At 40.6% G+C, this 17,433-nt stretch carries 14 protein-coding genes; 13 read left to right on the plus strand and 1 reads right to left on the minus strand.

Annotated elements, in window-relative coordinates:
* Window positions 1–2: 2 nt before the first annotated feature.
* Window positions 3–1,709 carry an Rqc2 family fibronectin-binding protein gene (locus CYJ36_RS04500; protein ID WP_180850070.1) on the minus strand — a complete coding sequence of 569 codons (1,707 nt, stop codon included), beginning with the start codon at window positions 1,707–1,709 and terminating at the stop codon, window positions 3–5.
* A 143-nt stretch (window positions 1,710–1,852) separates the two neighbouring features.
* Here CYJ36_RS04500 and CYJ36_RS04505 point away from each other — a divergent pair, with 143 nt between their 5' ends.
* From CYJ36_RS04505 to pknB, 13 genes are all read left to right on the plus strand, one after another.
* Window positions 1,853–4,564: a calcium-translocating P-type ATPase, SERCA-type gene (locus tag CYJ36_RS04505; protein ID WP_101565187.1), complete on the plus strand. Its 2,712-nt coding sequence runs from the start codon at window positions 1,853–1,855 to the stop codon at window positions 4,562–4,564.
* 236 nt (window positions 4,565–4,800) lie between these two features.
* Window positions 4,801–5,664 carry a YicC/YloC family endoribonuclease gene (locus CYJ36_RS04510; protein WP_219621066.1) on the plus strand — a complete coding sequence of 288 codons (864 nt, stop codon included), beginning with the start codon at window positions 4,801–4,803 and terminating at the stop codon, window positions 5,662–5,664.
* A gap of 244 nt (window positions 5,665–5,908) precedes the next feature.
* Window positions 5,909–6,172 carry an extracellular matrix/biofilm regulator RemA gene (gene remA / locus CYJ36_RS04515; RefSeq protein ID WP_029281439.1) on the plus strand — a complete coding sequence of 88 codons (264 nt, stop codon included), beginning with the start codon at window positions 5,909–5,911 and terminating at the stop codon, window positions 6,170–6,172.
* A 14-nt stretch (window positions 6,173–6,186) separates the two neighbouring features.
* Window positions 6,187–6,801: a guanylate kinase gene (gmk, locus tag CYJ36_RS04520; protein ID WP_101565191.1), complete on the plus strand. Its 615-nt coding sequence runs from the start codon at window positions 6,187–6,189 to the stop codon at window positions 6,799–6,801.
* A 5-nt stretch (window positions 6,802–6,806) separates the two neighbouring features.
* Window positions 6,807–7,004 carry a DNA-directed RNA polymerase subunit omega gene (gene rpoZ, locus CYJ36_RS04525; RefSeq protein WP_101565193.1) on the plus strand — a complete coding sequence of 66 codons (198 nt, stop codon included), beginning with the start codon at window positions 6,807–6,809 and terminating at the stop codon, window positions 7,002–7,004.
* Between the two features lie 109 nt (window positions 7,005–7,113).
* Window positions 7,114–8,316: a bifunctional phosphopantothenoylcysteine decarboxylase/phosphopantothenate--cysteine ligase CoaBC gene (gene coaBC / locus CYJ36_RS04530; protein ID WP_101565195.1), complete on the plus strand. Its 1,203-nt coding sequence runs from the start codon at window positions 7,114–7,116 to the stop codon at window positions 8,314–8,316.
* Between the two features lie 3 nt (window positions 8,317–8,319).
* Window positions 8,320–10,737 carry a primosomal protein N' gene (priA, locus tag CYJ36_RS04535; RefSeq protein WP_101565196.1) on the plus strand — a complete coding sequence of 806 codons (2,418 nt, stop codon included), beginning with the start codon at window positions 8,320–8,322 and terminating at the stop codon, window positions 10,735–10,737.
* Between the two features lie 63 nt (window positions 10,738–10,800).
* Window positions 10,801–11,283, plus strand: coding sequence for a peptide deformylase (def, locus tag CYJ36_RS04540; RefSeq protein ID WP_101565198.1), 483 nt, complete (start codon window positions 10,801–10,803; stop codon window positions 11,281–11,283).
* Between the two features lie 5 nt (window positions 11,284–11,288).
* Window positions 11,289–12,245: a methionyl-tRNA formyltransferase gene (gene fmt / locus CYJ36_RS04545; RefSeq protein WP_101565686.1), complete on the plus strand. Its 957-nt coding sequence runs from the start codon at window positions 11,289–11,291 to the stop codon at window positions 12,243–12,245.
* The gene (gene rsmB / locus CYJ36_RS04550) at window positions 12,229–13,575 is read left to right on the plus strand and encodes a 16S rRNA (cytosine(967)-C(5))-methyltransferase RsmB (RefSeq protein WP_101565200.1); all 1,347 of its coding nucleotides are present in this window, start codon (window positions 12,229–12,231) and stop codon (window positions 13,573–13,575) included. The genes fmt and rsmB overlap by 17 nt, the downstream gene beginning before the upstream one ends.
* Before the next feature lie 2 nt (window positions 13,576–13,577).
* Complete coding sequence (rlmN, locus tag CYJ36_RS04555) at window positions 13,578–14,669, plus strand: 23S rRNA (adenine(2503)-C(2))-methyltransferase RlmN (protein ID WP_101565201.1); 1,092 nt, start codon at window positions 13,578–13,580, stop codon at window positions 14,667–14,669.
* A 4-nt stretch (window positions 14,670–14,673) separates the two neighbouring features.
* Complete coding sequence (locus tag CYJ36_RS04560) at window positions 14,674–15,435, plus strand: Stp1/IreP family PP2C-type Ser/Thr phosphatase (RefSeq protein ID WP_101565203.1); 762 nt, start codon at window positions 14,674–14,676, stop codon at window positions 15,433–15,435.
* A complete protein-coding gene (pknB, locus tag CYJ36_RS04565) occupies window positions 15,429–17,411 on the plus strand; it encodes a Stk1 family PASTA domain-containing Ser/Thr kinase (protein WP_101565205.1) in 1,983 nt (660 codons plus the stop codon). Before CYJ36_RS04560 ends, pknB begins: the two co-directional genes overlap by 7 nt.
* Window positions 17,412–17,433 lie beyond the last annotated feature (22 nt).

Here is a 17,433-nt window from a genome sequence, read left to right on the forward strand (position 1 = left end):
GTTTATGCTTTTCTTAAATTAATCACTAAATCCGGATCTGGAGTAACATAGACGGTTTGCTGATTATCATAAATGACAAATCCCGGCTTTGAACCATTTGGTTTTTTGACATGCCGGATCTTCGTATAATCAACGGGTACAGAGCTTGAACTTTTTGCTTTGCTGAAGTATGCAGCAAGATTGGCGGCTTCTAATATCGTATCGGCACTGGGTGAGGAATTCCGAATGACAACATGTGAACCAGGGATATCTTTTGTATGCAGCCATACATCATCTCTTGCAGCCGTTCGGTTTGTCAGATATTCATTTTGTTTATTGTTTTTACCGACTAAAATCTCAGTGCCGTCACTGGATACATATTTTTCAAGAACGACTTTTGCAGGTTTATTTTTCTTATTGCCTTTAGCCTGTTTTTTCTTAATATATCCGCCATCCATCAGTTCTTCCCTTATTTCTTCAATATCCTTGGGAGAGGCAGATTCAATTTGCTGATAAACATTCTCGAAATAAACAATTTCGTTTTTAGCCAAAGATATTTGCTCCTCAACGAAAGCAACAGATTTTTTCGCTTTGTTGTATTTCTGAAAATACGACTGTGCATTTTCAGAAGGTGTTTTTTGTGGATTCAAGGTGATATTGATCATCTCACCGTCATAATAATTTATGACCTCTGCTATCTTATCTCCGCGCTTGATCGTATACAGATTGGCTGTGACGAGTTCGCCCTGAAGTTTATATTTTTCAGCTTTTTCAGCGTCCTTTAACGTTGCCTCAAGCTTTTTAATTTTTGTTTTATTTTTTTTGAGTTCATTTTGAACAAATCGCTCTAAGTCATTTCCTTGCTGCTTGACACGGTCTCTTGCTGCTTTACCGTAGTAGTAGCGATCAAGAAGCATAGAAATAGAGGGAAATACCTTCTCAGTCCCTTTTAAATGGGAAAGTGGAAGGATGTAAAAGTATTCCTTTGCTTCACTTTCAATCATAGTAGGTGAAATCTGATTGTTTTTGATTTTAGATACTAAGTTCAAAAATGAAGCCGGCAGTGTTGATCGATTGGCTAAACCAGATTGAAAAAGGATTTCACTCGCAAATAAAGGAGAGATTCCGGCAAATTGCTGCATGATCTGCTGATCCAATTTCCCTGAATTGAAATCGATTTTCTTCAGGATGGTTTCTTCTTCTGCTTCAAACGGGTTCAGCTTGTTTTGTTCAGGAGGAAGAACATATTCCTGCCCGGGCATGATTGTCCGGTGACGGTTAACGGCAGGAGAAATGTGTTTAATGCTGTCTAAGATCATGTTTCTGTCCCGGTCAATCAAAATAATGTTGCTGTGTCTTCCCATTACTTCAATGATCAGGCGTTTATAGGTGACATCCCCAATTTCATTTCTTCCTTTTACATCAATATAGATAATCCGCTCTAACTCAATTTGCTCTATCTTTTCGATGACCGCGCCTTCGAGGTGCTTTCTGAGAAGCATACAGAACATCGGAGGCTCACTTGGATTTTCATAGCTTTCAGTTGTTAAGTGAATTCTTGCGTAGCTTGGATGAGCTGAAAGCAAGAGACGATGATTTCCTCCATTTGCCCGAATGACAAAAATGAGTTCGTTTTTATATGGCTGATGGATTTTTGAGATTCTTCCATTTTCCAGCTCTTTCTTTAGTTCTTCTGTTATTGCATATGTAAACATGCCATCAAAGGACATCGCAAACACCCTTTTCTATAGGTAAGTTGGATCAAATCTCCACATTCAAATTATTATAGCATTTTTTGGGACGGGGCTGAATAAATTGACATTATAAGAGATTGTCCTACTAATCCATGTATTGAGAGGTGTAAAAATAATTCATGAAATGGCATGAAATTGGACCGGAAGAAGTACTTCAGTCAATTAATACGAGCAGGGAAAACGGATTATCTGAAAAAGATGTCCTAAAAAGGGTCAAAAATCACGGATTTAATGAACTAAAGGAAGCTGAGAAACCGTCAGCGCTTTTATTATTTTTGGAGCAGTTTAAAGATTTTATGGTTCTCGTTTTATTAGCGGCCACTTTGATTTCAGGCTTGCTCGGCGAATATATCGATGCGATTGCGATTATTGCTATCGTCTTGATAAATGGAATTCTGGGATTCTTTCAAGAGCGTCGTGCTGAAAAGTCACTTGAAGCATTAAAAGAGATGTCAGCGCCTCAAGTACAGGTTCTTCGGGAAGGCGAATGGACAAGGCTTCAATCGAAGGAGCTTGTTCCAGGTGACATCGTTAAATTTACAAGCGGTGATAGGATTGGAGCAGACGTGCGTTTAATTGAAGCAAAAAGCTTAGAGATTGAAGAATCAGCTTTAACAGGAGAGTCTCTCCCTGTGTCTAAATTTACGAATGCACTCACAGAAACTCATGCGGGTATTGGCGATCTAACCAATATGGCTTTTATGGGAACTCTTGTTACTCGCGGAAATGGTGTAGGAGCTGTTGTCGCAACTGGTATGAATACAGCGATGGGACAAATCGCAGACTTGCTTCAATCAGCAGAAACAATGGAAACGCCGCTGCAAAGAAGGCTTGAGCAGCTTGGCAAAATTCTCATTGTGGTTGCACTTGCCTTAACCTGTTTAGTCGTAGCGGCAGGTGTTCTGCAGGGCCACCAGCTTTATGATATGTTTTTAGCCGGTGTTTCGCTTGCAGTTGCAGCAATTCCAGAAGGATTGCCAGCTATTGTAACGGTTGCTCTATCACTTGGCGTTCAAAGGATGATTAAGCAGAGATCGATTGTAAGGAAGCTGCCGGCGGTTGAAACACTCGGCTGTGCATCTGTCATTTGTTCAGACAAGACAGGGACAATGACTCAAAATAAAATGACAGTAACGCATATTTGGTCAGGAGGTAAAGAATGGCATTTAAGCGGAACGGGATATCAGCCAAAAGGCGAATTTTTCATGAACGATCAAAAGATACTGGTAAAGGAAAATAAATCACTTCAGCAAATTCTTACTTTTGGCATGCTTTGCAATACAGCAAATGTTTATGAAAGAGATGATGACTATATTTTGGACGGAGATCCAACGGAAGGAGCCTTAGTCGTCGCTGCAATGAAAGCGGGATTGTCGAGGGACACATTATCAGGTCAATTTAAGATTGTTGAGGAATTTCCATTTGATTCTATCAGAAAAATGATGAGCGTGATCATTGAGGATAAAACCGGCAAACGCTTTGTCGTTACAAAAGGTGCACCTGATATCTTGCTGAAACAAATAGATTTTGTATTATGGGACGAAAGACAGCACTATTTTTCTTCTAAATATGAAACGAAAATAAAGGAAGCAATTGACAAGCTGGCTTCTCAAGCATTAAGAACCATCGCAGTCGCGTTTAAGCCTATATCCGTTCAATCGGTATACCACCAGCATGAAGCTGAGAAAAACTTAGTTTTCTTAGGATTGCAGGGAATGATCGATCCGCCGCGTCCAGAAGTGAAACAAGCTGTCAAAGAATGCAGACAAGCGGGAATTAAGACGGTCATGATAACTGGTGACCATGTTAATACTGCAAGAGCGATTGCGCAGCAGCTTGATTTATTGCCTGTGAATGGAAAGGTAATCGATGGTGCGGCACTTGAGGCCATGTCAAATGAAGAACTTGTCGATGTTGTGGATGATGTCTATGTATTCGCAAGGGTATCGCCTGAACATAAACTGAAAATCGTAAAAGCGCTTCAGAGCAGAGGACATATTGTTGCAATGACAGGTGATGGGGTAAATGATGCACCCGCCATTAAAGCTGCTGATATTGGCATTTCAATGGGGATTACTGGAACAGATGTCGCGAAAGAAGCTTCAGCTCTTGTATTAGTAGATGATAACTTTGCAACTATTAAACTCGCCATAAAAGAAGGACGCAACATCTATGAAAACATCCGCAAGTTTATCCGGTACCTGCTAGCATCTAATGTTGGGGAAATATTAGTGATGCTCTTTGCTATGATTCTCGCTCTTCCGCTTCCTCTTGTTCCTATCCAGATTCTCTGGGTAAATTTAGTTACAGATGGGCTGCCGGCGATGGCGCTTGGATTAGATCAGCCTGAAGGAGATTTAATGCAAAGAAAGCCAAGACATCCTAAAGAAGGAGTTTTTGCACGGGGACTTGGATGGAAGGTCATTTCGCGAGGCTTCCTGATTGGGATCGTCACGCTTGCAGCCTTTATGATTGTCTATAACCGGAATCCTGAAGACTTAATCTACGCACAGACAATCGCTTTTGCTACATTGGTTATGGCACAATTAATCCATGTTTTTGATTGCAGAAGCGAGCGCTCCGTGTTTTTAAGAAACCCATTTGAGAACCTTTATTTAGTAGGAGCCGTGATTTCTTCAGTGCTTTTAATGCTCGCCGTCATCTATTTTGAGCCAATGCAGCCGATCTTTCATACGGTGCCAATCCAGACAAGAGACTGGCTGCTTGTGCTTGGATTATCCGCCATTCCTACTTTCTTACTGGCAGGTTCATTTCTAAGTACAAAAGCGCAGGCAGGAAGAAAAGGAGCTGACAAAAAAGTGCAGTTTTGACGTTACTGGCAGATCCGTTCTGACCAAGGAGCTTGACGTAAATAACTTTATATCATGATCCAAAACATTTTTACTTGATTAATTTCCTAAACGACAAGAAATAAGAGTAAAAATATGCTATAATTCGAAAGGTAATAGCTCAGTCTATTACCTTTTCTTTTGTCAGGTGTTTTTTAAATCCGCATTACAGATTGATTTGTACATAGAATTGGATGTGAAAACAAATGGTTTGCAGTATGACTGGATATGGGAGATCATCGATTGGAAACGAAAATCTGACAATTACGACTGAAATGAAATCGGTTAATCACCGTTTTTTTGAAATAAACGTAAGAATGCCTAGACAATTGATGTCCATTGAGGATAAAATCAAAAAAGTGGTTTCTTCTGTCATTCACAGGGGCCGCGTAGAATTATACATAACAGTTGATGGCGGAGCATTGGCAGACCAAGTTATCGAGGTAGACTGGAAGCTGCTTGATCAGTACGTTCATGCTGCCAAAGAAATGGAATCCCGGTATGGATTGAGGAATGGGCTGCAGGTGTCTGATCTAATAAAGCTTGACAATATAATAAATATTGGTGAACAAACAAAGGGACATGAAGAAATTCATTCCTTACTCTTTGCTTCTATCCAAGATGCCACACAAAAGCTTAAAGAGATGAGGATAGCAGAAGGCGGCCATCTGAAAAAAGATTTGCTGAAACTGCTGACAGAAATGGAATCTTATGTATCCGGGATTGAAAAACAAGCTCCTCAAGTGGTAATTCGCTACAAAAGCAGGCTAGAAAAAAAGATTGCGGAATTATCGGACGGGATGATTGATGATAGCAGAATCGTAGCAGAAGCTGCTCTTTTTGCAGATAGATCGGACATTACAGAAGAGATTGCGAGAATCCGCAGCCACCTCTTACAATTCCGAGAAACGCTGCAAATGAAAGGATCAATCGGAAGAAAATTAGATTTCATCGTTCAAGAGCTTAACAGAGAAGCTAATACGATTGGCTCAAAGGCCAATGATCAGGAAATATCCAAGGCTACAGTAGAAATGAAAAGCATTATAGAAAAATTGAAAGAGCAAGTCCAGAACATAGAATAAATTGACTTTTTTCTAAAATATTGCTGATTTTCATTCACATATAGTGTATTCAATCGTTATTTACGGAAAAGCTTCAAGTGTATTTTTAGCAAGCAGTTCGAATTCCTAATGATAGACGGGAAAAAGTCGAATTGCGAGAAACTACAATCTATTCGAACACAAAGCAATAAATAGCAGTTAAATCGTTTATAATGGGCCATTTAGGGCAAAAATAGTTTTGTCGTTTACTAGGGGGAGCGAACAGATGAGTATTAAGTTAATCAATATTGGCTTCGGCAATATCGTCTCTGCCAATCGCATTATTTCCATTGTAAGTCCTGAATCAGCTCCAATTAAAAGAATCATTCAAGACGCCCGTGACCGCGCAATGCTAATTGATGCGACTTATGGACGCAGAACTAGAGCAGTGGTCATCATGGACAGTGATCATATAATACTATCTGCGGTTCAGCCTGAAACGGTTGCCCACAGGCTTTCAAATAAAGACGAGTTAACGGATGAAGGGTAGGGAAAGTTCTGAACATGAAAGAAAGAGGATTACTCATCGTACTTTCGGGTCCTTCTGGTGTTGGTAAGGGTACTGTGCGAAAGGCTATATTTTCACAAAATGACACAGATTTTCAATATTCCATCAGCATGACGACGCGCAAGCCGCGTGAAGGTGAAGTTGACGGGGTTGATTACTTCTTTAAATCAAGAGAAGAATTTGAACAATTGATTAAAGAAGAACGATTATTGGAATGGGCAGAATTCGTTGGCAATTACTATGGAACACCGGTTGACTACGTGGAGAAAACATTAAGTGAAGGAAGAGATGTCTTCCTTGAAATTGAAGTTCAAGGTGCGCTGCAAGTCCGAAAATCGTTTCCCGAAGGATTATTCATTTTCTTAATGCCTCCAAGTCTCAGCGAATTAAAAAATCGGATTGTGACGCGCGGAACGGAATCACAGGATATTATCAATAATCGAATGAAGGTTGCAAAAGAAGAAATTGAAATGATGGATGCGTACGATTATGTCGTCGAAAATGACCAGGTGGACTTAGCCTGCGGCCGTATTCGGGCGATAGTCACAGCAGAACATTGCAGACGTGATCGCATTGCACTTCGTTATAAGAAAATGCTGGAGGTTGAATAAATAATATGTTATATCCATCTATTGATAAACTCATGAACAAACTTGACTCTAAATATACACTCGTAACGGTAGCGGCAAGACGCGCCCGTGAAATGCAGGAAAATCACGATCAGCAAATTGTGAAGCCAGTTTCTTATAAATATGTCGGCAAGGCGCTTGAGGAAATTAATTCAGGTCTGCTGGATTATGAAAAACAAGACTAATTAAATTCATCTGAAAAATAACAACCTGCAGCAGCTTGGGTTGTTATTTTTTCATTCTTAATCATTCACTGGTAAAATAGGAGCAATGACTATCGTGGGGGAATGTGAAATGAAAGGTAAAAAAATTCTGCTATGCGTGAGCGGTGGAATTGCCGTTTATAAAGCAGCTGCTTTAACAAGCAAAATCATCCAAACTGGAGCCGAAATTAAGGTGATTATGACTAATTCAGCACGTGAATTTGTTGCACCGCTTACCTTTCAGGCTCTATCGAGAAATGAAGTTTACGTTGATACGTTTGAAGAAAAAAATCCTGCTGTTATCTCACACATAGATTTAGCAGATTGGGCTGATTTGGTTGTAGTCGCACCTGCAACTGCCAATGTCATCGGCAAATTAGCAAATGGAATAGCAGATGATATGCTGACGACGACATTGCTTGCGACAACTGCCCCTGTATGGATTGCACCTGCAATGAATGTTCATATGTACGATCATCCTGCAGTTCAAAAAAACATTCTCACATTGTCCCAATATGGGTATCAATATATTGAACCAAGTGAAGGGTATTTAGCCTGCGGATATGTAGGAAAAGGAAGGCTTGAAGAACCTGAGAGAATCGTTGCGTTAATAAAAACTTATTTCTCTGAACAAGAAAATCAGCCATTAAAGGACAAACATGTGATGATCACAGCAGGCCCGACTCGTGAAAAAGTGGATCCTGTCCGCTATTTTACTAATCATTCTTCAGGAAAGATGGGCTATGCGATTGCTGAAGCGGCAAAACAAATGGGAGCAAAGGTTACATTGATTTCAGGTCCTGTTAATCTAATTCCACCGGCAGGAGTGACAACGATTTTTACTGAATCAGCGGAAGAAATGTATGGAGAGGTACTTAACAGATACGGTGAGGCGGATATTGTCATCAAATCTGCAGCTGTTGCCGATTATCGACCGAGCAAGGCTTTAGATCAAAAAATGAAAAAACAGGATGGATCATTAACGATTAAAATGGAACGAACAAAAGATATATTAAAAGAGCTTGGGCAACGAAAAGAACAGCAGATTCTAGTAGGATTTGCAGCTGAGACGGAAAATGTCGAAGAGTATGCCATAAGCAAGCTGCAAAAAAAGAATCTGGACATGATTGTCGCAAACAATGTGACCCAAGAGGGAGCAGGTTTTGGCACAGATACAAACATTGTCACCATGTATAAAAAAGATGGAGAAAAAATTGAGCTGCCTGTTCTTTCAAAGCAAGAAGTAGCGAAGCAAATATTAAAAGAGATTGTTCGTCTCACAAAAGGAGTTTAAAACATGAAGTTTGCTAGCGTAATCGTCGATGTGAAAGCGATGCAAACAGACAGGGCATTCGATTATCGTATACCAGATAAATGGACAGGTTTCATAAAACCCGGAATGCGAGTGATTGTGCCGTTCGGACCCCGCAAAGTACAAGGTTTTGTCATTGGACTGAAGAATGACTGTGATTTTGATCGCGTTAAACCAATCGCTGAAGTAATGGATATTACACCAGCTTTAACAGAAGAATTGCTTGATATTGGGCATTGGCTTACCGAAAAAACGTTATGTTTTAAAATTTCTGCTTTTCAGGCGATGCTTCCAGCTGCAATGAAAGCAAAGTATGAAAAGGAAATCGTGCTTGTTTCAGAAGAAGACAAATTCAAGCTAAGCCATAAAGTCCTTCCTTGGTTTCAAAGCAAGAGAAGTGTTTATTGGACAGACATAGAAAAAAGTGATTCTGTAAAAGAGTTTCAAAAGGAAATCGAACGAGGATTGCTTGAAGTCATTTATCAGGTGAAACAAAAAAATAGAAAGAAGACGATTAAGCACATCACACCAGCTGTTTCAATCGAGGAATTGAGAAAAGAATCAGAGTTATGCACAGCTCAAGCTGCAAAACAAAAACAAGTTCTTGATTTTTTTATAGAGAATAAAGTCGGATCTGTCCCGATGCAAGATCTCTTGACACAATTGGATTTGACGGATTCTCCAGTAAAAACGCTTATTAAAAAGAAACTCTTAAGTGTAAAAGAAGTAGAAGTGTATCGGGACCCTTATGAAAATCGATCATTCCAAAAAACCGCTTCACTCGCTTTAACAGCTGAACAACAAACTGCGATCGCTCCTATATTGAATGCTGTTGAAAAAAATCAGCATGAAGTGTTTTTGATGTACGGGGTAACAGGAAGCGGGAAAACGGAAGTTTATCTTCAGTCTATAGAATCTGTTCTTAAGCAGGGAAAAGAAGCGATTGTGCTCGTTCCAGAGATTTCCCTCACTCCTCAGATGGTTCATCGATTTAAAGGCCGGTTTGGTTCCCAGGTTGCCGTTTTGCACAGCGGACTTTCTGTTGGTGAAAAGTATGACGAATGGAGAAAAATACATCGCGGTGAAGTGAAATTAGTTGTTGGTGCAAGATCAGCTGTATTTGCACCTTTTAGGAACCTTGGAATGATTATTATTGACGAAGAGCATGAGGGGAGTTATAAGCAAGAAGAAAATCCGCGCTATCACGCAAGAGATGTCGCAATATACCGCGCAGAATTTCATCAATGCCCTGTCGTTCTAGGAAGTGCCACACCTTCGCTTGAGTCGTTTGCAAGAGCCGGAAAAAAGGTTTATCAGCTCCTCTCACTTAAAGAACGCGTCAATCAGCGTCCTTTGCCTGAAGTTGAAGTGATTGATATGAGAGAAGAGCTTAGAAACGGAAATCGGACGATGTTCTCTGCGTCGCTGCTTGAAAAGCTGCAAGAGCGCATCTCAAAAAGCGAGCAATCCGTCCTGTTTTTAAACAAACGAGGATATTCGTCATTTGTGATGTGCAGAGATTGCGGGTGTGTTACTGGGTGTCCGCACTGTGATATCTCTTTGACGTACCATAAACAAGGGTCACAGCTTAAATGCCATTATTGCGGTCATGAAGAACCTATGCCAAGCAAGTGTCCTGAATGCAGCAGCGAACATATCCGTTTCTTTGGAACAGGAACACAGCGTGTAGAAGAAGAGCTTGCAAAAGTATTGCCTGAGGCAAGAATCATCCGGATGGATGTTGATACAACAAGCCGCAAGGGATCACACGAAAAACTGCTCACACAGTTCGGCAATAAAGATGCAGATATTCTCCTTGGGACACAAATGATCGCAAAGGGATTGGATTTTCCGGATGTGACTCTTGTCGGTGTGTTAACGGCGGATACAATGCTGCATTTGCCTGATTTCAGATCAACCGAAAAGACGTTTCAGCTCCTGACACAAGTGAGCGGAAGAGCTGGAAGACATGAGTTGCCGGGTGAAGTTGTCGTCCAATCCTATTCACCCGAGCATTACAGTATTCAGCTTGCAAGTCATCATGATTATGACTCTTTTTACAATCAGGAGATGCTCACCAGAAAACAGCATGCCTATCCGCCTTTTTATTACCTTGCATTAGTAACGGTGTCACATCCCGATCTTCTTAAAGTCGTTTCTGTAACTGAGAAAATTTCGAAGCATCTTTATCAAAGACTTTCTGATACTGTTCAAATCCTGGGTCCGGTGGCGTCTCCCATCCCTAGGATTAACGATAGATATCGCTATCAATGCATGATAAAATACAAGCGTGAAGACAATCTTTACGACACTTTAAAGAAGGTAATTGAACACTATCAGCAGGATATGAATCAAAATCAATTATCAATTTCCATCGATTTAAATCCAAATACACTAATGTAGGTTTAGAAGCAGGAACGGCGTCTAAACTAAGTAAAATAGAGACAAACTTGGAGGAAGGTTTCATTGGCTATTAAATCTATTGTTTTGCATCCAGCGGAAGTGCTGGAAAAAGAATGTGAACCTGTCACTGTTTTTGACAGGAAACTTTCAAAGTTATTGAAAGATATGTATGATACAATGATTGAATTGGATGGAGTAGGATTAGCAGCTCCGCAGATAGGTCTTCCCGTTCAAATTGCTGTTGTTGATATAGACGACCATCATGGAACAATTGAACTGATTAATCCAGTTATAATAGAAGAGCAAGGCACACAAAATGGTCCAGAAGGGTGTTTAAGCTTTCCTGGGTTATATGGGGAAGTAGAGCGCAGCGACTTTGTGAAAGTCAAAGCACTTAATCGAAAAGGCAAACCATTTGTCATTGAAGCAAATGGTTTTTTAGCTAGAGCAATCCAGCATGAAATTGATCACCTGCACGGTATTTTGTTTACATCTAAAGTAACTAAATATCTGAAGGAAGAAGAGGTAGAAGAATCGGAAGGATGATTGGCATGACAAGAATAGTTTTTATGGGAACGCCGGATTTTTCAGTGCCTGTTTTGAAGAGACTGATAACAGACGGATATGAAGTTGTGGGAGTTGTCACCCAGCCTGACCGCCCAAAGGGAAGGAAGAAAACATTAACACCGCCGCCTGTAAAAGTAGAGGCAGAAAAACATAACATTCCTGTTCTCCAGCCGGAAAAAATCAGAGATAAAAAAGAGCTTGAGCAAGTCTTGGCGCTTAAACCAGATTTGGTCGTAACGGCTGCTTTCGGACAAATTTTACCGAATGAATTATTAGAAGCTCCAAAATTCGGCTGTATTAATGTTCACGCTTCCCTGCTTCCAGAGCTTAGAGGCGGTGCCCCTATTCATTATTCAATCCTGCAAGGCAAAAAGAAAACGGGGATTACCATTATGTATATGGTTGAAAAGCTTGATGCGGGTGATATACTGACTCAGTCTGAAGTCGCAATAGAAGAGCGTGATCATGTTGGAACTCTGCACGATAAATTGAGTGCTGCAGGTGCAGATCTTTTATCAAAAACGCTGCCTGAACTGCTTCAAGGAAAGCTGACGCCGTGCAAGCAGAATAATGAAGAAGCGACGTTCGCAGCGAACATTAAACGTGAACAGGAGAAAATTGATTGGACAAAAACCGGTCAAGAAATCTATGACCATATTCGAGGACTGCATCCATGGCCAGTTGCCTATACCCATCTAAATGACCAAGTTGTTAAAGTATGGTGGGGAGAAAAAATGCCAAATAAGAATATGTCGGTCCCAGGAACAGTGATTGGGATTGACTCTGATGGATTTGTTGTTGCCACCGGTGACAGCACGGCAATCAAAATAACAGAGCTCCAGCCTTCGGGCAAGAAAAAAATGAGCGGCGAAGATTTCTTAAGAGGCACTCAAATGCAAGCAGGCGATAAGTTGGGAGAACAAAATGAAGAAAACGAATAATGTACGCGAGGTTGCATTAGAAACCTTGCTGACAATTGAAAAAGATCAAGCGTACAGTCATCTTCTATTAAATTCAATGATTAAAAAAAATCAGGTGAAAGAGATAGATATTCCGCTGCTGACTGAAATCGTTTATGGAACACTGCAGCGCAAGGATACGATCGACTTTTACTTAGCGCCATTCATGAAAAAAGCAAAAAAGACTGAGCAATGGGTTTTGAACTTACTGCGCCTTTCAGTTTATCAAATGGTTTATCTCGATCGTGTCCCTGAAAGAGCCGTTTTATTTGAAGCGGTGGAAATTGCTAAATCACGCGGACACAAAGGAATTGCATCCTATGTTAACGGTATATTACGCTCACTTCAGCGCTCAGGAGTGCCTTCTTTTGACTCCATTCATGATGAAGCAGAACGGCTGGCTGTTGAGATGAGCCATCCTCTTTGGCTTGTTAAGCGATGGATTGATCAGCTTGGAATTGATGAAACAAGAAAAATGTGCGCTGAAAATTTAACAGCGCCCAGCCAGACTGCCCGTGTGAATCAGATGAAGCATTCAGCTGATGAACTCATTCAATTCCTTGAAAGCAGAGGCATTAAGGCAGAACAAGGTGACCTTACACCTGACGCCATTAAAAGTGTGAAAGGAAACCTTGTTCAGACTGAGGCATTTAAAGAAGGCCTTTTAACGATTCAAGATGAAAGCTCTATGCTTGTTGCAAGAACTCTCGGATTGAAAAAGGGTGATTATGTATTAGATGCATGTGCAGCACCGGGAGGCAAATCTACTCATATTGCAGAGATTCTTGAAAATACTGGATCTGTGCATTCGCTTGATTTGCATGATCATAAAGTGAAATTAATCCGTGAGCAGGCAGAACGTCTCGGTTTATCAAATATTCACACCGAGGCTTTAGACAGCCGAAAAGCCCATCTGCGTTTTAATAAGGAACAATTCGATAAAATATTAGTGGATGCCCCTTGCTCAGGTTTTGGCGTTATTCGCAGAAAACCGGATATTAAATATTCAAAATCTGAACAAGACGTAACCCGTCTTTCAGAGATTCAGCTGGGAATTCTTTCTTCTGTCGCGCCTTTATTGAAAAAAGGTGGTACACTAATCTATAGTACGTGTACAATTGACCTTGAAGAAAATGGCCATGTTGTAAAACAATTTTTAGAAAACCATCCTGAATTTGAGATGGACCAAGCAATTACGGACCGTTTGCCTGAAAAAGCAAAACCATATGCAGAAAATGGACAGCTGCAAATACTGCCCCATTACTTTGGAACAGACGGATTTTATATAGCAAGCTTAAGAAAGAAGGTGTAAAAATGGAAGAAGTCAAACGAACTAAAAAAGCAGTCATCCAAGAAAAAAGTAACCCTTCCATTTATTCTCTCGAGCTGGGAGAATTACAAGACTGGTTAGCAGAGAAGGGTGAGAAGCCTTTCAGAGCTGCGCAAATTTTTGACTGGTTATATACGAAACGGATAAACTCGTTTGAAGAAATGTCAAACGTGTCAAAATCATTGAGAAACTTGCTAGAGGAAAACTTCGTGCTGACAACTTTAAAAACAATTATTCAGCAAACATCTACCGATGGAACGATGAAGTTTTTATTTGAGCTCCATGATGGCTACTCCATTGAAACAGTACTTATGCGCCATGAATATGGAAACTCCGTTTGTGTAACAACACAAGTTGGCTGCAGAATCGGCTGTACATTCTGCGCATCAACACTTGGCGGATTAAAACGGAATTTAGAAGCAGGAGAAATTGTTGCTCAAGTCGTAAAAGTACAGAAGGCACTTGATGAGCTGGGAGAACGTGTCAGTCATGTAGTCATTATGGGTATTGGCGAACCATTTGATAACTATGATGAAATGATGGGATTCTTAAAAATCATCAACCATAACGATGGGTTAAATATCGGCGCCCGTCATATCACAGTTTCGACCAGCGGAATCATTCCAAAAATATATAAATTTGCAGATGAACAATTGCAAATAAACTTTGCGGTTTCTCTTCATGCTCCTAATACAGAGCTAAGAAGCCGTTTAATGCCAATTAATAAAGCGTACAAGCTTCCAGAACTGATGGAAGCCATTGAGTATTATGTGAATAAAACAGGCCGAAGAGTAAGCTTTGAATATGGTTTATTCGGAGGAGTCAATGATCAGGTAGAGCACGCTGAAGAGCTCGCAAAGCTTATTAAGCATCTGAAATGTCATGTAAACCTGATTCCTGTCAACTACGTGCCCGAAAGAGACTATGTCAGGACTCCAAGAGAACAAATTGATCTGTTTGAAAAGACATTGAAAAATCGCGGCATCAACGTTACGACAAGACGTGAACAGGGACATGACATCGATGCAGCATGTGGTCAGCTAAGAGCGAAGGAGCGCAAAGAAGAGACGAGGTGACTTCATGGAAACGGTTATTGTGACAGACAGGGGTAAAGTTAGGCAGCACAATGAAGACAGTGTAGGCGTCTTTAAGAATGAAGACGGAGATATTTTGGCTATAGTAGCAGATGGTATGGGAGGTCATTTAGCTGGCGATGTTGCAAGCCAAATGACAATTGAGGCACTTAAAGGAATGTGGGAGACTGCATCCCTCATTTCTTCTCCCGATCTTGCCATGCAATGGCTTAAAACTCATATTGAAAAGGTAAACTCCATTCTATTGGAGCATGCCTTGACACACCCTGATTGCCAAGGTATGGGAACAACGATTGTAGCAGCGATCTGTACGGATGGTTTTGCTACAATCGGCCATATTGGAGACAGCAGGGGATACTTATGCAACAGCAGCGGATTTAAGCAAATAACTGAAGACCATTCACTGGTAAATGAGCTCGTCCGATCCGGACAGATTTCAAAGGAAGATGCTGAGCATCATCCGCGAAAAAATGTACTGGTCCGTGCTTTAGGAACAGAAGAGCATGTGGAATTAGACACTAGATCCATTTGCCTTGAAGAATCAGACATTCTTCTTTTATGCTCAGATGGTCTTTCCAATAAAGTTTTAGAGAATGATATGATGAAAACCTTAAAATCTCAGAAGTCATTACATGACATCGCATTGTCTTTAGTTAATCAAGCGAATGATAATGGAGGAGAGGATAATATTTCATTAGTCATCGTCAAACAGCCGTCTGAAATCAAAGAGGGTGATCAGACGTGTTAATTGGCAAGCGCTTAAGCGGCAGATATAAAATTCTTAAGGTCATTGGCGGCGGCGGAATGGCAAACGTATATTTGGCGCGGGATATGATCCTCGATCGTGATGTTGCGATCAAAGTGCTCAGATTCGATTTCTCAAATGACGAAGAATTTATTAAACGCTTTAGGCGGGAAGCACAATCGGCAACAAGTCTTGCCCATCCGAACATCGTCAGTATTTATGATGTTGGGGAGGAAGATGAGATTTATTATATCGTCATGGAATATGTCGAAGGCAAAACGTTAAAACAATACATACAGCAATATGCGCCGCTCCACCCAAGAGAAGCTTTGAATATTATGGAACAAATCGTTTCAGCGATTGCACATGCCCATGAAAATCATATCGTCCATCGGGATATTAAACCTCATAACATTTTAATTGATCCTCACGGCAATGTAAAAGTAACCGATTTTGGGATTGCGATGGCATTAAGTTCTACGACGATCACCCAGACAAATTCTGTTTTAGGCTCGGTTCATTATTTATCACCCGAACAGGCTCGCGGGGGAATGGCCAATAAAAAATCAGATATTTACTCCCTTGGCATCGTCTTATTTGAGCTGCTGACAGGCAGACTGCCATTTGACGGGGAATCTGCAATCTCCATTGCACTTAAACATTTGCAGTCTGAAACCCCATCTGCTAAGCGATGGAATTCTACTGTGCCGCAAAGTGTTGAAAATATCATATTGAAGGCAATGGCTAAGGATACCTTTCATAGGTATGATTCTGCTGAAGACATGGAAGAAGATATTACAACAGCATTAAGACCAGATAGACTGAGTGAAAAAAAATTCATCATTCCAGAAGATAATGAAGCAACAAAAGCGATTCCGATCATAACGAACGAGGACATGTTCGGAAAAGCAGACGAAACGCTTGTTCGTGCACCTGATAATAATCAAACAGAAATTGAGAAGCAGAAACAGCCAGCAAAGGAAGCGCCTAAGAAGGTCAAAAAAGAAAAAAAGAAAAAAAGCAAGATTGGTGTTATTCTGCTGACAACTTTCTTTCTTCTACTCATTGCAGGAATCGGATCTGTAACCCTTATACCAAAATTATTAATGCCGGATGAAATCGAAATTCCGGACTTAAAAGGAATGAAATATGAAGATGCTCTAGAACAGCTGGTAGAAGAAGGATTCGATGTTGGCGACCCTGTTTTAATTGAAGACGAAGAGATTCAGGAAGGTCATGTTGTAAAAACTAAGCCTGAGGCAGGAACTGTCGTAAATGAAGGTGATTCAATCATCATCTATGAAAGTTCTGGAAAAGAAAAACTGGAGCTAGATGATTATGTCGACCGCGATATAAGCAGAGTCCGTGATCTTCTTGAACGAAAAGGGTTAACTAAAATTATCGTTGAAGAAGAATTTAACGAAGCTGCAGCAGGTACGATTTTAGAGCAGGATCCAGATCCTGGAGAAGAAATCATACCTAGTGAAGATGAGCTTGTCCTAACGGTAAGCAAAGGTCCAGAAGCGTTTGAACTTCAGGACTTGTCAGGCTATTCCGAGGAAGCGCTGAACGCATATATAGAAGAAACTGGTTTGAATGTTGTCAGAAAAGAAGAACATTCTGAAACTGTCAGTCAAGGAGAAGTAATCACTCAATCCCCTTCACCATCTTCAAAAGTTCTTCCGGGGGGGACGGTGGAAGTAACGATATCACTTGGTCCTGAACAAAAACCGATCCAAAAAGTAAAGAAAATAATTGAAGTGCCGTATCCTCCGGAAAAGGCAGGACAACCTGTAGAGGTACGTATATTAATTGATGATGAAACACGTTCAATTTCAGATGTGTATGATACGTTTACAACATTCGAATCGACAACCAGGGAAGTCGAATTTTCAATCGCACCCGGTAATAAAGCTTACTATCAAGTCAGTATTGACAATCTCGTAGTAGAATCAAATACGATTCCGTATCCTGAGTAATCAGGCATCAAGGAGGAAATCT

Source organism: Bacillus sp. UMB0893 (assembly GCF_002858905.1).
In the GTDB taxonomy this organism is placed as follows: domain Bacteria; phylum Bacillota; class Bacilli; order Bacillales; family Bacillaceae; genus Bacillus_P.